At 53.7% G+C, this 16,476-nt stretch carries 15 protein-coding genes; 13 read left to right on the forward strand and 2 right to left on the reverse strand.

Translation table 11 applies throughout. The annotated features are described in order from the left end of the window. Window positions 1-51: 51 nt before the first annotated feature. On the reverse strand, window positions 52-1,191 hold the full coding sequence (locus AC1931_RS00270; protein ID WP_483875226.1) for an HD-GYP domain-containing protein: 1,140 nt from the start codon (window positions 1,189-1,191) through the stop codon (window positions 52-54). Beyond that, entirely contained in the window at window positions 1,188-3,344 is a 2,157-nt protein-coding gene (locus AC1931_RS00275) for a HEAT repeat domain-containing protein (protein WP_483875227.1), read from the reverse strand. Before AC1931_RS00275 ends, AC1931_RS00270 begins: the two co-directional genes overlap by 4 nt. A gap of 164 nt (window positions 3,345-3,508) precedes the next feature. Here AC1931_RS00275 and AC1931_RS00280 point away from each other — a divergent pair, with 164 nt between their 5' ends. The 13 genes from AC1931_RS00280 (at window position 3,509) to lptB (ending at window position 16,405) form a co-directional block, all read left to right on the forward strand. Continuing rightward, the gene (locus AC1931_RS00280) at window positions 3,509-4,522 is read left to right on the forward strand and encodes a PhoH family protein (protein ID WP_483875228.1); all 1,014 of its coding nucleotides are present in this window, start codon (window positions 3,509-3,511) and stop codon (window positions 4,520-4,522) included. Window positions 4,523-4,533: 11 nt separating this feature from the next. Further along, on the forward strand, window positions 4,534-6,942 hold the full coding sequence (locus AC1931_RS00285; RefSeq protein ID WP_483875229.1) for an HD family phosphohydrolase: 2,409 nt from the start codon (window positions 4,534-4,536) through the stop codon (window positions 6,940-6,942). Beyond that, complete coding sequence (gene ybeY, locus AC1931_RS00290; protein WP_483875230.1) at window positions 6,884-7,306, forward strand: rRNA maturation RNase YbeY; 423 nt, start codon at window positions 6,884-6,886, stop codon at window positions 7,304-7,306. Before AC1931_RS00285 ends, ybeY begins: the two co-directional genes overlap by 59 nt. 42 nt (window positions 7,307-7,348) lie before the next feature. After that, window positions 7,349-8,212, forward strand: coding sequence for a hemolysin family protein (locus AC1931_RS00295; protein WP_483875231.1), 864 nt, complete (start codon window positions 7,349-7,351; stop codon window positions 8,210-8,212). Then, a complete protein-coding gene (gene lnt / locus AC1931_RS00300) occupies window positions 8,205-9,725 on the forward strand; it encodes an apolipoprotein N-acyltransferase (RefSeq protein WP_483875232.1) in 1,521 nt (506 codons plus the stop codon). Before AC1931_RS00295 ends, lnt begins: the two co-directional genes overlap by 8 nt. A gap of 13 nt (window positions 9,726-9,738) precedes the next feature. Further along, window positions 9,739-10,503 carry a 3-deoxy-manno-octulosonate cytidylyltransferase gene (gene kdsB / locus AC1931_RS00305; RefSeq protein ID WP_483875233.1) on the forward strand — a complete coding sequence of 255 codons (765 nt, stop codon included), beginning with the start codon at window positions 9,739-9,741 and terminating at the stop codon, window positions 10,501-10,503. A 135-nt stretch (window positions 10,504-10,638) separates the two neighbouring features. Further along, the gene (locus AC1931_RS00310) at window positions 10,639-12,240 is read left to right on the forward strand and encodes a CTP synthase (protein WP_483875234.1); all 1,602 of its coding nucleotides are present in this window, start codon (window positions 10,639-10,641) and stop codon (window positions 12,238-12,240) included. A gap of 4 nt (window positions 12,241-12,244) precedes the next feature. Further along, window positions 12,245-13,084: a 3-deoxy-8-phosphooctulonate synthase gene (kdsA, locus tag AC1931_RS00315; protein ID WP_483875235.1), complete on the forward strand. Its 840-nt coding sequence runs from the start codon at window positions 12,245-12,247 to the stop codon at window positions 13,082-13,084. Further along, a complete protein-coding gene (locus tag AC1931_RS00320; RefSeq protein ID WP_483875236.1) occupies window positions 13,085-14,047 on the forward strand; it encodes a KpsF/GutQ family sugar-phosphate isomerase in 963 nt (320 codons plus the stop codon). Beyond that, the gene (locus tag AC1931_RS00325) at window positions 14,047-14,577 is read left to right on the forward strand and encodes a KdsC family phosphatase (protein ID WP_483875237.1); all 531 of its coding nucleotides are present in this window, start codon (window positions 14,047-14,049) and stop codon (window positions 14,575-14,577) included. The genes AC1931_RS00320 and AC1931_RS00325 overlap by 1 nt, the downstream gene beginning before the upstream one ends. Window positions 14,578-14,614: 37 nt before the next feature. After that, window positions 14,615-15,193, forward strand: coding sequence for an LPS export ABC transporter periplasmic protein LptC (gene lptC / locus AC1931_RS00330; RefSeq protein ID WP_483875238.1), 579 nt, complete (start codon window positions 14,615-14,617; stop codon window positions 15,191-15,193). After that, a complete protein-coding gene (gene lptA, locus AC1931_RS00335; RefSeq protein WP_483875239.1) occupies window positions 15,183-15,683 on the forward strand; it encodes a lipopolysaccharide transport periplasmic protein LptA in 501 nt (166 codons plus the stop codon). The genes lptC and lptA overlap by 11 nt, the downstream gene beginning before the upstream one ends. After that, window positions 15,680-16,405, forward strand: coding sequence for an LPS export ABC transporter ATP-binding protein (gene lptB / locus AC1931_RS00340; protein ID WP_483875240.1), 726 nt, complete (start codon window positions 15,680-15,682; stop codon window positions 16,403-16,405). Before lptA ends, lptB begins: the two co-directional genes overlap by 4 nt. Window positions 16,406-16,476: the final 71 nt, after the last annotated feature.

Genomic DNA, 16,476 nt, shown 5'->3' on the forward strand with positions numbered 1-16,476 from the left:
GACTTAATGGAGGGCAGTGGTGCGCAAACCGGGGAAGTGTGATCGCGATTGTCATGCATCGGGATTGGAGTGCAGACCGGACAACTCAAGCCGGTGCAGTATGTCGATAAAATTACGGGTCAATTGTGGGTGCAGCTTGGTTCCGGCGAGGTTCAGCATGATGTCGGTTATCTGCTCGAGATCCATGGGTGCATCGTAGGTTCGGTGCGTTCTCATGGCATCATAGGTATCGGAGATAGCGGTCATGTGGGAGCCGAGATGCAAAGTCCAGGGTTGATGACAGCGTGGATAACCGTTGCCGTCATAACGCATGTGGTGCTCGTAGGCAATTACGACAGCCAGGTGTGGAATGCCGGGGGTTTTGAGGAGATAATCGGCACCGAGAACCGGATGCTGCTGCATGATATCCCACTCATCTTCACTCAGCTGCCCTGCCTTGGCGAGGATGTCATGGGGAATAAACATTTTACCAACATCGTGAAGCATGGCCGCAAGTCCAATATCGGTCAGCATTTTGCCTTCAATACCGAGGCTTTGGGCCTGGGCAATGTTGAGAATGCAGATATTGGTGGAATGGGTGTAAGTATATTCGTCCATGGCGCGCAATGGAGCAAGGGCCATAAAAGCGTTCTTCTGCTGATGAAAGGAAGCAATAAAACCATCGACAATATGATGCATCGTGGTCAGATCAAGGGACTCCCCGGCGCGAACAGCATCATATATTTCCAGCAGGTGATCAGCTTCCCGGGCAGCGATTTTCTCTAACCCCCAGTCGTGAGATGGTGATCTCCGGCGCACCTCCAGCTGACCGAAATGCAGGTGTTCACTACTACTGACCGCCGCAGGACGATCCGAACCTTTACTGAGGATATTGATCAGTTCCAGCAATTCTTCATTGTAAATCCCCGGGGTAATGCGCAAAAAATTAATACTGTGCCTTTTTAGCGCATCAATAAAACGTCTGATGGGTGGCGTCTCTGGTACCGGATGGTTATTGTATACCAGCAGATTGTCAATAATCTTGAGGCTGATTTCGCCAGCGGTAGCAAACAGCGCCTGTACCTGTTCCATCGCCTGTTTGTTGAGGCGCAGAACCTGCAGGTGCTGCAGGTTGTACAGGGCCGCGTTGGCAGCAGCTGTGGAGAGCAGATGCAGCAGCTTGTGCAGTCGGTCTTTGCTGTTAAGACTCATGGTTGCTCCCGGCGCTTGGCCATGGCTGTAGCGGTGTCATGGCTGAATTTTCCAGTTGTCAACTCTGCCAGCAGTTTGTCAGCGGCAGGGTGCCTGAAATCGGCCAGTGCCGCAATGATATCGCGTTGCAATTGCCGGGTGCGACGATGGACCAGCAACCCTCCGCGGAAGATGAGTCGGCGCAGGATGATAAGGCTTTCCTTTTCTCCGCGAAGGCACAGGCTTCTAACAATGGCCCTTGAAAGAGCCAGATCGCCATCGCTGTCCGGCTCTTTCTCGAGTAGCCGGTGCAGGAATGCCAGAACTTCCTGGTCACGGCTTAAGTGAGCTATATCGATCGCCGCCAGGCGGGCTTCTTCATCATCGTTTTGGAGTTCTGCCAGCAACAGGCGGTTGGCGGTGGCGTGATTGCAGGAAAAAAGCACCCGGATTGTTTCTGCCCGAACCTGTGGATGTGGATGCTGATACAGGGGTTGAATAGCTTTAACAATCGCCGGGGTCGGCTCGGCGCCGAGGATCATTACCAGGTTGCGCACCAGGTACCAGCGCTCATCGCTCAAAAAGGAGATCATTGTCTGCTGGGCATTGCCACTGATGCGGGTCAGCAGATCAATCCAGCGCTTACGCTCCGGGTAGCGGTGTGCCAGCCCCAGCCGCTCAACGACCGGTTCACAGTAGGGGGTGCCAACCAGGACAATATAGTCGATTAGTTCCTGGTGTTTGTCGGCTTCCCAGAGGTCAAATCCGTCAAGCACCTCAGTCATGAAAGAGGCCTGGTTGTGATAGGCTATGAGTTTTTCGGACAGCAGTTCGATGGGGTTTTCACTCTGATTGATAAATCTGATCCAATACTGGTAAGTAGAGTGCAGACCAGCATAATTTCCTGCTTCGAGAAATATGCGCGATAAATCCACCAGATGGTTCTGGTATGCCCTTGCCAGTTGGGCGTTCGGTTGTGCGGACAGGCGCTCAAAAATGATCCGTGCCGTCTGTTCCTCTACAGATTGACTGCTGATCAGTTCATTCAGGGCTTTCCGGTCTTCCGGAGACAGTGTCCCGGAGCTCTTGGTAGTGGTTGCGGTATGAAGAGCTTGTTGATAGCCGGTCGGCATGTAAAGGTTCTCCTGTTCTTCCTTGAACAGGGTCCCCAGTCGACTCCGGGTTTCTTCAGCGGAAAAACCGCTGGCGGCGACGGATGTTTCAGGAGCGATATCGACAGCAAGCGAGTTGATCAGATTGAGCAGACGCGGGGAAAGGGCGCTGTTGGATCGACTCGCGTGTGTCACCATGGCTTCAAGAAAGCCTGGAGATATCCGCGTCAAGGCCGGTTGGAGATTTGACCGTTCATGATCCTCAAGATGTTTCAGCCCTTTACTAAGGAAATCACTCCTTGTTTCTGGTGTAAGCCTTTCCAGCAGCATGTTGAGGTTTTTATTGTAATGGTTCAAGGCGGCGCGCGGTTGCCGGCCGGAATGACCAATAGACAAAAGCCGGCCGATACCTTTTGCCGCCTGCTCCCGTTCGGTCGGGGTGCCGGACAGCTTATGGCTGAAGACTGCAGCTGCTTCATCCTGATGGTCGGGCGCGATGTAGGCGGCCGTTTCCAGATCCCCTTCGTCTAGTCTCTGGAGAAAGTCTTCCCAGAGCTTGTCGACCCTGCCCGGTCCGCTTGTGCCCTCCGCTCTTTCATGAAAGGCTGCATAATCAATCATCTCGACGCTGATGTTGGAAATTTTCTCTTTTTCCAGGAGTACGGCAAAGGTTGTATCCCTGATGGCAGGATCACCTTGCTCCTGAAACAGCCGCTGGAAGCGAATCAGTTCCTGGGCGTCGAGTCCCTTGTGAAAGCTGATGGACGCGACGCCGGCATGGAAAAAAAAACGGGCAAACTCACGGTAAATCGGGTCCTGATGATCAATGCGACGGTTATTGACAAAGATTGATGTCGGTGTAATACCCAGGGTCAACAGCCGATTTTCGCCCCAGAAGTGATTAAGGATAGTCAGGGTTCGACTGATACTGGTGCGAATCTGCGGGTGATCAGACGGATAGAGACCGACCATGCGGCGGGTAATATTCAGTTGTTTCAGCAGCGCTTCAATGGTAAAAGAGCTGCTTTTCCGGTCTATAAGAGTGGAAGAGTCAGAGTCCACGGTTTATCCTTGGCAGCTGATGACACAAGATAAAAAATTATACCATGATCCCGGTCACTGGTGGAATGTCGGAGGTTCATGTTGCGCCTCTTGCATTGTGGATTCATTTGGTGCTAAATTCTCGGCGTGATTACTCAATATTTTGATTTATCAATATACCACATATGACTCCCCACCAGTCCTTTGATGTCGGCAATGCTGCTCTGGCAGCCCAGCTGTTCGGTCAGCAGAATCAACATCTCAAGCTGATAGAGAAGAAACTCGGGATTCGCCTCGGAAGTCAGGGGACGGTATTGCAGTTGTCCGGCAACCCGGCGCAGGTTCAGGTTGGTTACCGCCTGCTCGAAGAGCTCTGTGCATTGCTGCGCGATGATATGCCCCTGTATCCCACCGATATCGACTATGCTATCCGCATCCTGTCGACCGACTCTTCAACCAATCTGCGTGATATTTTTTATGATACGGTTTTTGTTTCGGCGCGCAACAAGCTGATTACTCCGAAAAGTCTGGCACAAAAAAGCTATATCGACCAGATCCGCAGCAAGACAGTTGTGTTCGGTATCGGGCCAGCTGGAACCGGCAAAACTTATCTGGCCATGGCCATGGGGGTAGCCGCTCTCATGCGCAAGGAGGTCAGCCGCATTATGCTGGTGCGCCCGGCGGTTGAGGCGGGGGAAAAGCTTGGCTTTCTGCCCGGGGATCTGGCTGAGAAGGTCAACCCATATCTGCGGCCGCTCTATGATGCCCTGTATGATATGCTTGAGCTCGATAAGGCCCGTGGGCTGGTTGATACCGGCGTGGTTGAGGTGGCACCACTGGCCTTTATGCGCGGTCGCACCCTCAATGATGCCTTCGTCATTCTTGATGAAGCACAGAACACCACGGCGGAGCAGATGAAAATGTTTTTGACGCGCATCGGCTTCGGCAGTCGCGCGGTGATTACCGGTGATGTCACCCAGATTGATCTGCCGCGCGGAACCGGTTCGGGACTGTTGCATGCCACCGACGTGTTACGTGATGTGCCCGATATTGCTTTTACCTACTTCAGTGATCTTGATGTTGTTCGTCATCCCATTGTTCAGGCGATCGTGCAGGCTTATCAGCGTGCTGAGCACAAGCCCTCCCCAAAAACCGAGGAGCTTCCACCTCGCCCTGCCAGAATCAACGCGCCTGACTGATCCGAGGATTCATGACTAAAGATAAAAAACCCAAAACCGTAGGGCGTAGTCGTTCCCGCTCCTGGCAGGAATGGCGGTTCTGGCATAGTCCGGTACAGTTGCGCAAATGGGTACTGCTCGCAGTGGCACTGTTGCTGGCAGTCATCATTGTTCCCAAGGGTGGGTTGATTCCCGCATCTTTTTCACCAGGGGATATCGCCCCGCGGGACATCAAATCGCCCCGCGACATGCTGGTCGAAGATGTTGAATTAACGCGTGCCAAACGTGATGCTGCTTCGCGTGCTGTGCCCCTGGTCTATCGCTACGACCCGAGTGCCGGTGTTCAGGCAATGAAACGGCTGGAACGCGGATTGGTTTTTCTGTCCCAGCGCCGGCAAGATGTTGGACTTTATCCTGACCAGGATCTGTTGCCGCGCCTCGAAGCTGATTTTGGCGTTCCCCTTACCAGCGATGATTATCGGCTGCTGCTTGATCTTCCCCTTGACCGGGAGCTGGTCGGACAGATCATTACTCTGCTTAAACCGCTGTTCGAGCGTCCGGTTAGCGCCAGCCTGCAGAGTTTTCTGGATGACTGGCAGTCAGGGATCGTTCTGCTTGAGCGTGATCAGGAGAGTTTGCCATCCCCCCAATGGTCTGAGCGGGTTGTTGGTCTCAATCATGTCCTTCAGGAAGCTGAAGGCCATTTTGCCGGCCTTGATATACTGAACACTGCCCAACGGCAGATGCTGCTCAAGCTGGTGCAGCAGCAGTTGCGTCCCAACCTGGTGCTGGACCAACAGGAAACCCGCCAGCGCCGTCTGCTCGCATCCAGTCAGGTGACACCGGTACTCTTCCAGATCAAAAAGGGGGAGATGGTGGTGCGTGAAGGGGAGCGTATCAGCGCCGATCAGATTCTCAAGCTGCAATCGTTGCGTGATTCAGGCCGCAGCAGCCATACCTTCCAGAGCGCCGTCGGTTTGCTGATCTGTATCATGCTGCTGATTTTTGTCGGTTTTGTTTTTGCGCAAGACAATATCAGTAAATTTAATCCGGACCGCCGTGACCTGTTGTTTTTGGGGACGGTGCTGATTGCCCACTTTGTTCTTATCAAGGTGTCGATTTTTGTTTCTGCCGGCATGGGAACGGTGCTGTCTTCGATTGATGCCATCACCTACTACTACGCTATTCCTTTTGCTCTGGCCGCCATGCTGGTGCGCATTGTGCTGAACTCGGAAACGGCTTTTATCGTGGCCATCTGTTCTGCCGTGCTGGCCGGGGTGTTGTTCGGTAATAGCTTGCTGGTGGCTTTTTATGCCCTCGTCGGCAGTATTGTCGGTGCTCATGGGGTGCGTCATTGCCAGCAACGAACTACTCTTTATCGTGCCGGTTTGTGGATCGGCCTGACCAATATGGCGATGTTGATCGGACTGCATCTGCTCACCGGGCGGGCAGCGGATATGCAGCTGCTGTATCGAATCGGCTTCGGTTTTGCCGGTGGGATGATCAGTGCGATCATTGTTAACGGGACAATCCCGCTGGTTGAGTCGGTATTCAAATATACGACGGATATCAAGCTACTTGAGCTGGCCAATATGAATGCTCCGGTTCTCCGTCAGTTGATGGTTCAGGCTCCTGGCACCTATCACCATTCGATCCTGGTGGGCAACCTGGCCGAATCAGCAGCCGAATCGATTCGTGCCAATCCACTGCTGGCGCGGGTGGCAGCCTACTACCACGATATCGGCAAGATCCGTAAGCCTCTTTATTTTATCGAAAATACCGGTGGTCAACGCAATAAGCACGACAAACTGGCACCTTCCATGAGTGCCCTGATTCTGACCTCCCATGTCAAAGACGGCGTCGATCTGGCGCGGGAGAACAAGCTGGGCTCAGAGCTGATCGATATCATCAAGCAGCATCATGGCACGGCGCTGATCAAATTTTTCTACGACCGTGCCAAGTCTCTCGCCGATCCCGGGGTCCAGCAAGTCGACGAGCGCGATTACCGCTATCATGGGCCCAAGCCCCAGACCCGTGAAGCTGCACTGATTATGCTCGCCGATGCGGTGGAGGCCGCCAGTCGTACCCTCGCCGATCCTACTCCGGCACGGATTCAGGGAATGGTGAAGAAGTTGATCAACAACATCTTTATTGATGGTCAGCTCAACGAGTGCGATCTGACCTTGCGCGACCTCAACGAAATTGCCAAGAGTTTTACTCGTGTCCTGTCAAGCTCCTTCCATCACCGGGTTGATTATCCGGAGCCGGTTCACATTGTCAAAGCCAAAACGGATGGCAATGACAACCCCGCCACGAGGGATAAGGGAAATAAGGTCAGTAATGCGAATACAGATCGAAAATCGCCAGCGCCGACACCGGATTTTGAAGCGGTCGCTGCGCAAGATAGCTCAGCAGATCTTAAATATCTGCGCGAAGCCTGATGCTGAACTGTCGATTCTGATCGTCGACAATACCGCTATTCAGCAGATTAATCGCGAGTTTCTACAGCGCGATCATCCGACCAACGTCATCTCCTTTGCCATGCAGGAAGGGCCGGGGGCCGGGGTGCAGCCACAGTTACTTGGTGATGTGGTTATTTCCGCCGAACGTGCCGCCAGTGACGCCGCCGCTGCCGGGATTCCTTTTGAACATGAACTGTGGTTTCTGCTGGTGCATGGAATTTTGCATCTGTTGGGTTACGATCATGAACGCGGCAGCGCTTTGCAGGCCCAGCAGATGGAACAATACGAACGGGAAATTTTTAGCCAGTTGATTGAACGTTTCCCCTTAACAGCGGACAGATAAACGGAATATTCAAGCAAAAACAACAAGGAGATTGAATTAACGGTGGACACAGGCGATGAAAAAGGACGACAGGGGCTGCTGCAACGCCTTCTGAGTCGTTTGAGCAGGCGCGCTTCGGCGGGCAGCGAAGAGGAGTTGCAGCAGCTGATTGATGAATCGGAACAGCGCGGTATCATTGATGAAGAAGAGGGGGATATGCTTCAGTCGATCCTGGAGCTTGATGAAACCTACCTGCGCGAAATTATGGTGCCACGTACCGACATGGTCTGCGTCGATGCCGCAGCTCCCTTGACCCAGGTGCTTGAGGCTATTCTGCAGTCAGGACACTCACGTATTCCCATCTACAAGGGAAATATCGATAACATCATCGGCCTGGTTTATGCCAAGGATCTTCTTCACTACTGGGGACAGTCACTCGCTACCATCCCGTTGGAAAACGTTCTGCGTCAGCCATTTCTGGTTCCTGAGTCGAAACAGGTCAGTGTGTTGCTGCGGGAGTTTCGTGAAACGCGGGTGCATATTGCTATTGTTATCGATGAGTATGGCGGTACCGCCGGCTTGATTACGATTGAGGATCTGATTGAGGAGATTGTCGGAGATATCCAGGATGAATACGATCTGGAAGAAGAATGGTTGATCGAGGATCCCGATGGTACTGTGGTGGTCAATGGCCGGCTCAATATTGAAGAGTTCGAAGAGTTTTTTGACGTTGTGGTGGAGCGAGAAAAGTTTGACACGATCAGCGGTTACGTCATTGAGAGGTTTGGCCAGGTGCCGGCGGTGGGTGAAAAAGTTCGTGTTGGCCAGTTTGACATGCTGATTGAAAAGGGGGATCAACGCTCGATTCAGCAGATCCGCATTTTTCCGTTGCGGGCAGATATGGGTGATGATGGCGCGGATGGATAGGAGTCTGCTGCCGGCAGCTTTTTCCGGTGGGCTTTTAGCTCTGTCATTTCCCCGGCCCGACCTTTATCCCCTGGCCTGGGTGGCGCTGGTGCCACTGCTGCTGGTCATGGAAAAACGACCGTTTGCCAGCGGTTTTGCGGCCGGGATGACCTTTTTTGCAGCCGTTCTCTATTGGCTGAATATCGTTATGACCAGCTTCGGAGGCCTTGATCCTTTCTCTTCGCTGGTCGCCTATCTATTACTAATCACTTATCTGGCGTTATTTTTCGGTTCTGCAACATGGCTCGCCTGGCGCATTAAAAAACGCCTGGGTCTCCCCATTCTGCTCAGTCTGCCGGTCATCTGGGTGGCCCTGGAATTTGTACGTGGTTGGCTGTTGACCGGTTTTCCCTGGGCCTTGATCGGATACTCTCAGCAGAATTTCAGCCTGGCTATCCAGAGTGCCGATGTGACCGGCGTTTACGGGGTGGGTCTCATGCTGGTCACCGTTAATGCTCTGATTGCCCAACTTGTTTTGCAGCCTAAGCAGCTGTTTAGTCGTTGGGCGGTTGTCGGGGTTGCGCTGTTGCTGGGTAGCCATTTCGGCTACGGGGTCTGGCGCTCGGAGCAATTATCCGACGAGCGCCCGGAGCAGTTAGCGGTGGCCCTGGTCCAGGGTAATTTTGAGCAGTCACAAAAATGGGATCCGGCGTTGCAGCAGGAGACGATCGCCCGCTATCTGTCGCTGTCACAGCAGGCGTTGCTCGGTTCTCCCGATCTATTGATCTGGCCCGAAGCGGCGACCCCTTTTTATCTCCAGGATCCTTCACTGCTGGCGGCCCAGGTTCACGATCTGCCGAGGCGCAGCGGTGTGCCGCTGCTGGTTGGTAGCCCGGCCTATCAGTTGGCGCCAAATGGAGATTACCAATACTTAAACAGCGCTTTTTTGATCGGCAGTGATGGGCTCCGGCAGGCACGCTCTGACAAGGTTCACCTGGTACCTTTTGGTGAATATGTGCCGCTGGGTCGTTTGCTTTCCTTCGTCGACAAACTGGTGGTGGGGGTTGGCGACTTCATCCCCGGCACGATTGTTCCTTTGCCGCTGGGGGATCATCATTTGGGAGTGCTGGTGTGCTACGAAGTTATTTTTCCCTATCTGGCGCGTCAGCATGTGCAGCAGGGCGCCGACCTGTTGGTTAATATCACTAATGATGCCTGGTTCGGACGCTCGTCCGCCCCCTATCAGCACCTGGCAATGGCGCGCTTTCGCGCTATCGAAAACCGCATCTGGCTGGCACGCTCCGCCAATACCGGAATCTCCGCTTTGATTGCGCCCAGCGGTGAGGTTGTGCAGTCCGGGCCGATTTTCGAGACCTTACAGATCTCCGGCAAGGTTGGCCTTGGCGCCGAGCTTACCTTCTACACGCGCTTTGGCGACCTGTTTGCCCTTACTTGCCTGTTGCTGACTGTTCTGCTGATTTTGGCTCAGGCTTTCGTTCCCCGTCTGCGCGCTAGATTAATCTCTCCATCCTAAGGATTGCTCCCTGATGAAAAAAGTGACTGCGATTATTCCCGCTCGTTATGCTTCAACGCGCTTTCCCGGCAAACCGCTGGCCATGCTCCAGGGACTGCCGATGATTCAGCACGTCTGTCGGCAGGTAGCCGCTGCAGAGCTTGTTGATCGTGTTATTGTTGCCACCGATGATCAACGTATTCTGGACTGTGTGCAAGGGTTCGGTGGCGAAGCCATGTTGACACGTGCGGATCACCCGACTGGTACTGATCGCCTGGCAGAGGTTGCCGGCACCCTCGACAGTGACCTGATCGTTAATGTGCAAGGGGACGAGCCCCTGATTCAACCGCAGATGATTGATCAGGCGATACGGCCAATGCTTGACAATGCCGACATCGAGATGGGAACCCTGGCAGCACGATTGACGCGAACCGAAGATTTTCATAACCCGAATGTAGTCAAGGTGGTCAGGGATATGGGCGGCTTTGCTCTGTATTTTTCCCGTGCTCCGATCCCCTGGCCGCGTGATTTGAAGAAGGAGGAGTTTGCTGCACAGTTGTCGCATCTTGCTGTGTGGCGGCATATTGGTCTGTATGTGTATCGGCGTGCGCTGCTGATTGATTACCCGCGCTGGCCCGAAACCCCGCTTGAACAACTGGAACGCCTCGAGCAGTTGCGGGCACTGGAACGGGGGGTGCGCCTCTATGTTGCCGAGACCGAGTGGGATAGTCACGGGGTGGATACCCCGGCTGATCTTGAGCGGGTTGAGCTGCTGATGACTAATAAAAAAAACAATTAAAACAGTTGCTTACTTTTTACGTCAGAGCAGATTCATTTTTACAGTTCAGGGTTTCTTTCGGTTCTGTTTGTGTGTAGAATCACGCCTTTGGTGTGAAGCAGAAAATTAACTAGATATCGGGGAAAAATTTTCCACATGAAGACAAAATTTATATTTGTAACCGGCGGGGTTGTTTCTTCCCTGGGCAAGGGGCTGTCAGCCGCCTCGATAGGCGCCTTGATGGAGGCTCGGGGGTTAAAGGTCTCGATGCAGAAGATGGATCCCTATATTAATGTTGACCCCGGTACCATGAGTCCGTTTCAACACGGTGAGGTCTTTGTGACCGACGATGGCGCAGAAACTGATCTTGATCTGGGGCACTACGAGCGTTACACCACTGCAACTTTGTCACGTAAGTCCAACTTTACCACCGGCCAGGTCTACGATTCAGTTATCCGCAAGGAACGTCGTGGCGATTATCTGGGCGGAACGGTGCAGGTTATTCCGCACATCACCAATGAGATCAAACAGAAAATTCTCGACAACGCCAAAGGGGTCGATCTGGCCATTGTTGAGGTTGGTGGCACGGTAGGGGATATCGAATCCCTGCCTTTTCTTGAGGCGATTCGTCAGTTCCGCGTTGATCGTGGGCGCGAAAACGTTCTCTATATCCACCTGACCCTGGTGCCTTACATTGCGACCGCCGGCGAACTGAAAACCAAGCCGACCCAGCACAGTGTCAAGGATCTGCGTGAGATCGGTATTCAGCCTGATATCCTGCTGTGTCGCTGTGATCGTGAAATCCCCCGCGATATGAAAGCCAAAATTGCCCTTTTCTGCAATGTGCCCGAAGAGGCGGTCATTACTGCCCGCGACGTGGAGACCATCTACGAAGTGCCGACCGCTTTTCATGATCAGGGGCTTGACGAGCGGATCATCAATTATCTGAACATCTGGACCAAGTCGCCCGACCTGTCCGACTGGGAGCGGATTGTTGAGCGGGTCAAGCGCCCCTCCGAGAGTATTACCATCGCTATCGTCGGCAAGTATGTCGACCTGACCGAAAGCTACAAGTCGCTGGCCGAAGCCCTGATTCATGGTGGCATCGCAAACGACTGTCGCGTCAATCTGAAATATGTTGATTCCGAAGCTCTGGAACGCCACGGCATTAATGGCATGTTCAGCGACATCGACGGCATCCTCGTGCCCGGAGGCTTTGGCGAGCGTGGCAGCGAGGGCAAGATTTCAGCGATTCACTTTGCGCGGACCAATAAAGTCCCTTTTTTCGGGATCTGTCTGGGGATGCAGATGGCGGTTGTCGAGTTTTCTCGTCATGTTTGCGAAATCGACGACGCGCACTCATCAGAATTTCATGAACAGGCGGCTAATCCGGTCATCCACATCATGGAAGACCAGAAAAAGGTCAAAGGCAAGGGCGGTACGATGCGCCTTGGGGCTTATCCCTGTGCGCTTGAAAAAGATACTCTGGCGCGGCGTATCTACGGCCTTGAGCAGATCTCTGAACGCCATCGTCACCGTTATGAATTTAATAATAACTATCTGGAAAAACTCAAGGGGTGCGGACTGGTCTGTTCGGGAATCAATCCCGAGTCCAATCTGGTTGAGATTATCGAACTCAAGGATCACCCCTGGTTCTTGGGGTGTCAGTTTCACCCTGAGTTCAAGTCACGACCCATGGCGCCGCATCCCCTGTTTGAATCTTTTATAGGTGCCTGTTTAAAGGTGCGACAGGAGTAACAGTATGGAACAAGTTGCAGTAGGTAGCGCGCGCTTTGGCGGTAATAAATCCCTGGTACTGATTGCCGGCCCCTGTGCCATTGAGGACGAAGGTCTTACTTTACGTATTGCCGAGGGATTAAAAGAGATCACCAGTCGGCTCGGTTGTGAACTGGTGTTCAAGGCCTCTTACGACAAGGCCAATCGCACCTCGGTGACATCGTTTCGTGGTTTGGGGATGGAAACCGGTTTGCGGATTCTGGAGCGGGTCAAGAAGGAATTTGACCTGCCGATCCTGTCGGATATCCATGATATCAGCCAGATTGACGCAGCGGCCGAGGTCCTTGATGTGCTGCAGATTCCGGCCTTTTTGTGCCGTCAGACTGACCTGCTGGTAGCAGCAGGGCAGACGGGCAAGCCGATCAATATCAAAAAGGGGCAGTTCCTTGCGCCCTGGGATATGGAACATGGTGTCAACAAGGTTGTCTCAACCGGGAATCGGCAGATTCTACTGACCGAGCGGGGTGCGACCTTTGGCTACAACAATCTGGTCACCGACATGCGTGCTCTGGTGATCATGCGTCAATTGGGCTATCCGGTGATTTTTGATGCAACCCACTCGGTGCAGTTACCCGGTGGTGCCGGTGGCTCCTCCGGTGGTCAGCGGCAGTTCGTTGGTGCTTTGTCGCGGGCAGCGGTAGCTACCGGTATTGACGGACTGTTCTGGGAGGTTCATGAAAATCCTGACCAGGCCCTGTGCGATGGTGCCAATTCTCTGCCGCTGGCGCAGGTGAAAACAATGTTAAAGCAGATATTGACCATCGATCATGTGGTCAAGGACTCTCTTAATCAAGGTGATAAATAAATGCTGGAAATAGCCCGTCAGGTATTGCAGATCGAGGCCGATGCGGTCCATGCCCTAAAAGACCGGTTGAACGAAGATTTTGTCAAAGCGATCAAGATTCTTCTGGCCTGCGAGGGCAAGGTCGTCGTTACCGGTATGGGAAAGTCGGGCCTGATCTGTCACAAGATTGCCGCAACGATGGCTTCAACCGGTACGCCAACCTTTTTCCTTCACCCGGCCGAGGGTATCCATGGTGACCTGGGGATGCTGTCTCGCGGCGATGTGGTGATTGCGGTTTCTTATTCCGGCGAAACCGAGGAGATCTGTCGTATTCTGCCGGTGATCAAGCGCATGGGTCTGCCCCTGATTGCCATGTCGGGCAGGCCGACCAGCACCTTGGGTATTGCCGGTGATGTCCATCTGGATATCAGTGTTGCCGAAGAAGCCTGCCCCTTAGGATTGGCTCCGACAGCGAGCACCACTGCCACCCTGGCGATGGGGGATGCCCTGGCGGTCGCATTGCTCAATGAGCGTGGATTCAGGGCCGAAGATTTTGCCATGTTCCACCCTGGTGGTGCCCTGGGCAAAAAACTGCTGTTGCGGGTTGAGGATCTGATGCACAAGGGCGCCGACATCCCCCTGGTGTCACCGGATACCTTGTTGCGCGACGCCCTGTTTGAGATTACCAGCAAAAAACTCGGGGTGACCGGGGTTATTGATGCGGCTGGATTATTGCTCGGGGTGTTTACCGACGGTGATCTGCGGCGGATGATGGAACGCGGACTGGAAACCCTGCAGTTACCTATTGCCGATGCGATGTCGACTTCACCAAAACGGATTTTACGACGCAATCTGGCGGCCAAGGCGCTGCAGATCATGGAACAGCATGCGATTACCTCTCTCTTTGTCTTTGAGGACGAGCAGAGTCAGGTTCCGATCGGTATTATTCATCTGCACGATCTGCTGCGTGCCGGGGTGGTGTAATGAAGGTCGAGATAAATGAAAAGCTCGCCGCCATCAAACTTTTGTTACTGGATGTCGATGGCGTCATGACGGATGGGCGCATCATTTATGATCAGCAGGGAAATGAGCTAAAAGCCTTTGATGTCAAGGATGGTCATGGCTTGAAGATGTTGCAGCGGGCCGGGTTCCAGGTTGGAATTATCACCGGGCGGACATCCACTATCGTCAATCGCCGTGCCCAGGAATTGGGGATTACTATTCTCTACCAGGGAGCGAAGATCAAGCTCGAGCCCTATCTGGAGATTCTCAAGCGGACCGGCTTTGCGGATCATCAGGTTGCCTATGTCGGCGATGATCTGGTTGATCTGCCGATTCTTTGTCGTGTCGGTTTCAGCGCTACCGTTGCTGACGCCGTACCGCAAATGGCTGAGCGGGTTGATTATGTCACCCTGCGGTGCGGAGGTCGCGGCGCGGTCAGGGAGATCTGCGACCTTCTGCTGCAGGGTAGTGGCCACTGGCCCGAACAGACGACGCGTTATTTTTCCCCGTGAGTCAGTCTGTGTGCCATAATCAGCGTGTGGCGCAGCCATGTTGAATGTGCGCCGAATTCTGGCATTGCTTACGCTGCTGGTCGTTATTATGCTTGGCCTCGTGGTGTGGCGCCATGTTCAGCAGGCGCCGGTGCAGGAAGTCCTTGAGGCCCTGTCTCCGGAGATTGATCTGGCGTTGGATAATCTCAACTACACAGAAACCCAGGATGGGCATAAACGCTGGACCCTGGTAGCTGATCGCGCCGAGTATCTGCGCGGTAATAATCTGGTGAGGTTGACGCCGGTACAACTGACTTTTTATGAGGCTGGAGCTTTTGGGAATCTGAGCCTGACCGCTGAGCATGGCGAACTGCAGGAAGATACCCGTCAGGTTGATGTCTGGGGTAAGGTAGTCATTGTCGGTGAAGGGGACGAACGGCTGCAGACCGAATCGCTACGCTATAAAGATCAGCAGCGGCAACTGTCAACCGCTGCGCCGATCCATTATCAGGCACCACGGATGGAACTGACCGGCGTTGGCCTGTTGGTTGATCTCGAAAAAAACATCATGCTGGTAGAAAAAGATGTCAGAATGCTGCTGTGGCCGGAACTAAAGGAGAACCCTGGTGAGAATTGATCTGGTCCTTAAATATCTGCTGCTGTTGTTCTTTACCTGGACACTGAACGCCGGCGCGATTGATTTTTTTGGGACGGCGGATTCTGATCAGCCGCTGGAGATCACCTCAAGCCGGCTCGAGGTTTTTCAGGAAGAGCAGAAATCGATATTCAGCGGCGACGTTGTAGCCCAGCAGGGAGATAAGACCCTCTATACCGATCAGCTGACGGTGATCTTTGATGACCAGAATGACGTCAGTCGCGTTGAAGCCGCGGGTAACGTGCGCATTGAAGAGCCATTGCGCAACGCGCGTGGCAACCATGCTGTTTTTGATCGGCAGGCGGACACCTTGATTCTGTCCGGCAATGCCGAGGTGGTTCAGGGTGAAAATCGCATTGCCGGCGATGAAATTACCCTGTTTATTGGTCAGAACCGCAGCGTTGTCAAAAGTCACGATACGGGGCGGGTGCGGGCGGTGATCCTGCCGGAAAAGAAACCGGAGTCACCGTGAACCGAACGCTGCGCGCCACTGGCCTGCATAAATCCTACGCTGGTCGTGAAGTGGTTGCCGGGGTCGACCTGGAAGTCAGCTCCGGTGAAGTGATTGGTCTGCTCGGGCCTAATGGTGCCGGTAAAACAACCAGCTTTTACATGGTGGTCGGACTGGCGACACCGGATCAGGGAAAGGTTGTTCTCGATCAGACCGAGCTGACTGCCATGCCCATGTATCAGCGGGCGCGGTCGGGGATCTCCTATCTGCCACAGGAGCCTTCGGTTTTTCGTAAACTCACCGTTGCTGAAAATCTGCTGGCGATTATTGAAACCCTGCGGCTGAGCAGGTCTGAGCAGCAGCAGCGTTTAGAGCAGTTGCTGGCCGATCTGAATATTGCCCACATCCGTGACTCAAAAGGTTATGCTCTGTCCGGTGGCGAGCGCCGGCGGGTTGAAATTGCCCGGTCGCTGGTTCTGAAACCGGCTTTTTTGCTTCTTGATGAGCCTTTTGCCGGCATTGACCCCATCGCGGTTATCGATATCCAGAATATTGTTTCGGATCTCAAGGGGCGCGGGATCGGCATTCTTATATCGGATCATAACGTGCGCGAGACCCTCGGTGTTTGCGATCGCGGCTATATTCTCAACCGGGGGCGGGTGCTGGAGTACGGAACACCCGAGCAGATTGCGGCGAGTCCGGTGGCTCGTGAGATTTATCTGGGAGACAAATTCAAACTCTGATGGCGTCGCAAAAACTCGCCGACTGCTGCGCCCATACTGGGACAGTCGCAACCGTCTCGCTGCTTCGACGT

Source organism: Pelovirga sp. C15f (assembly GCF_057178085.1).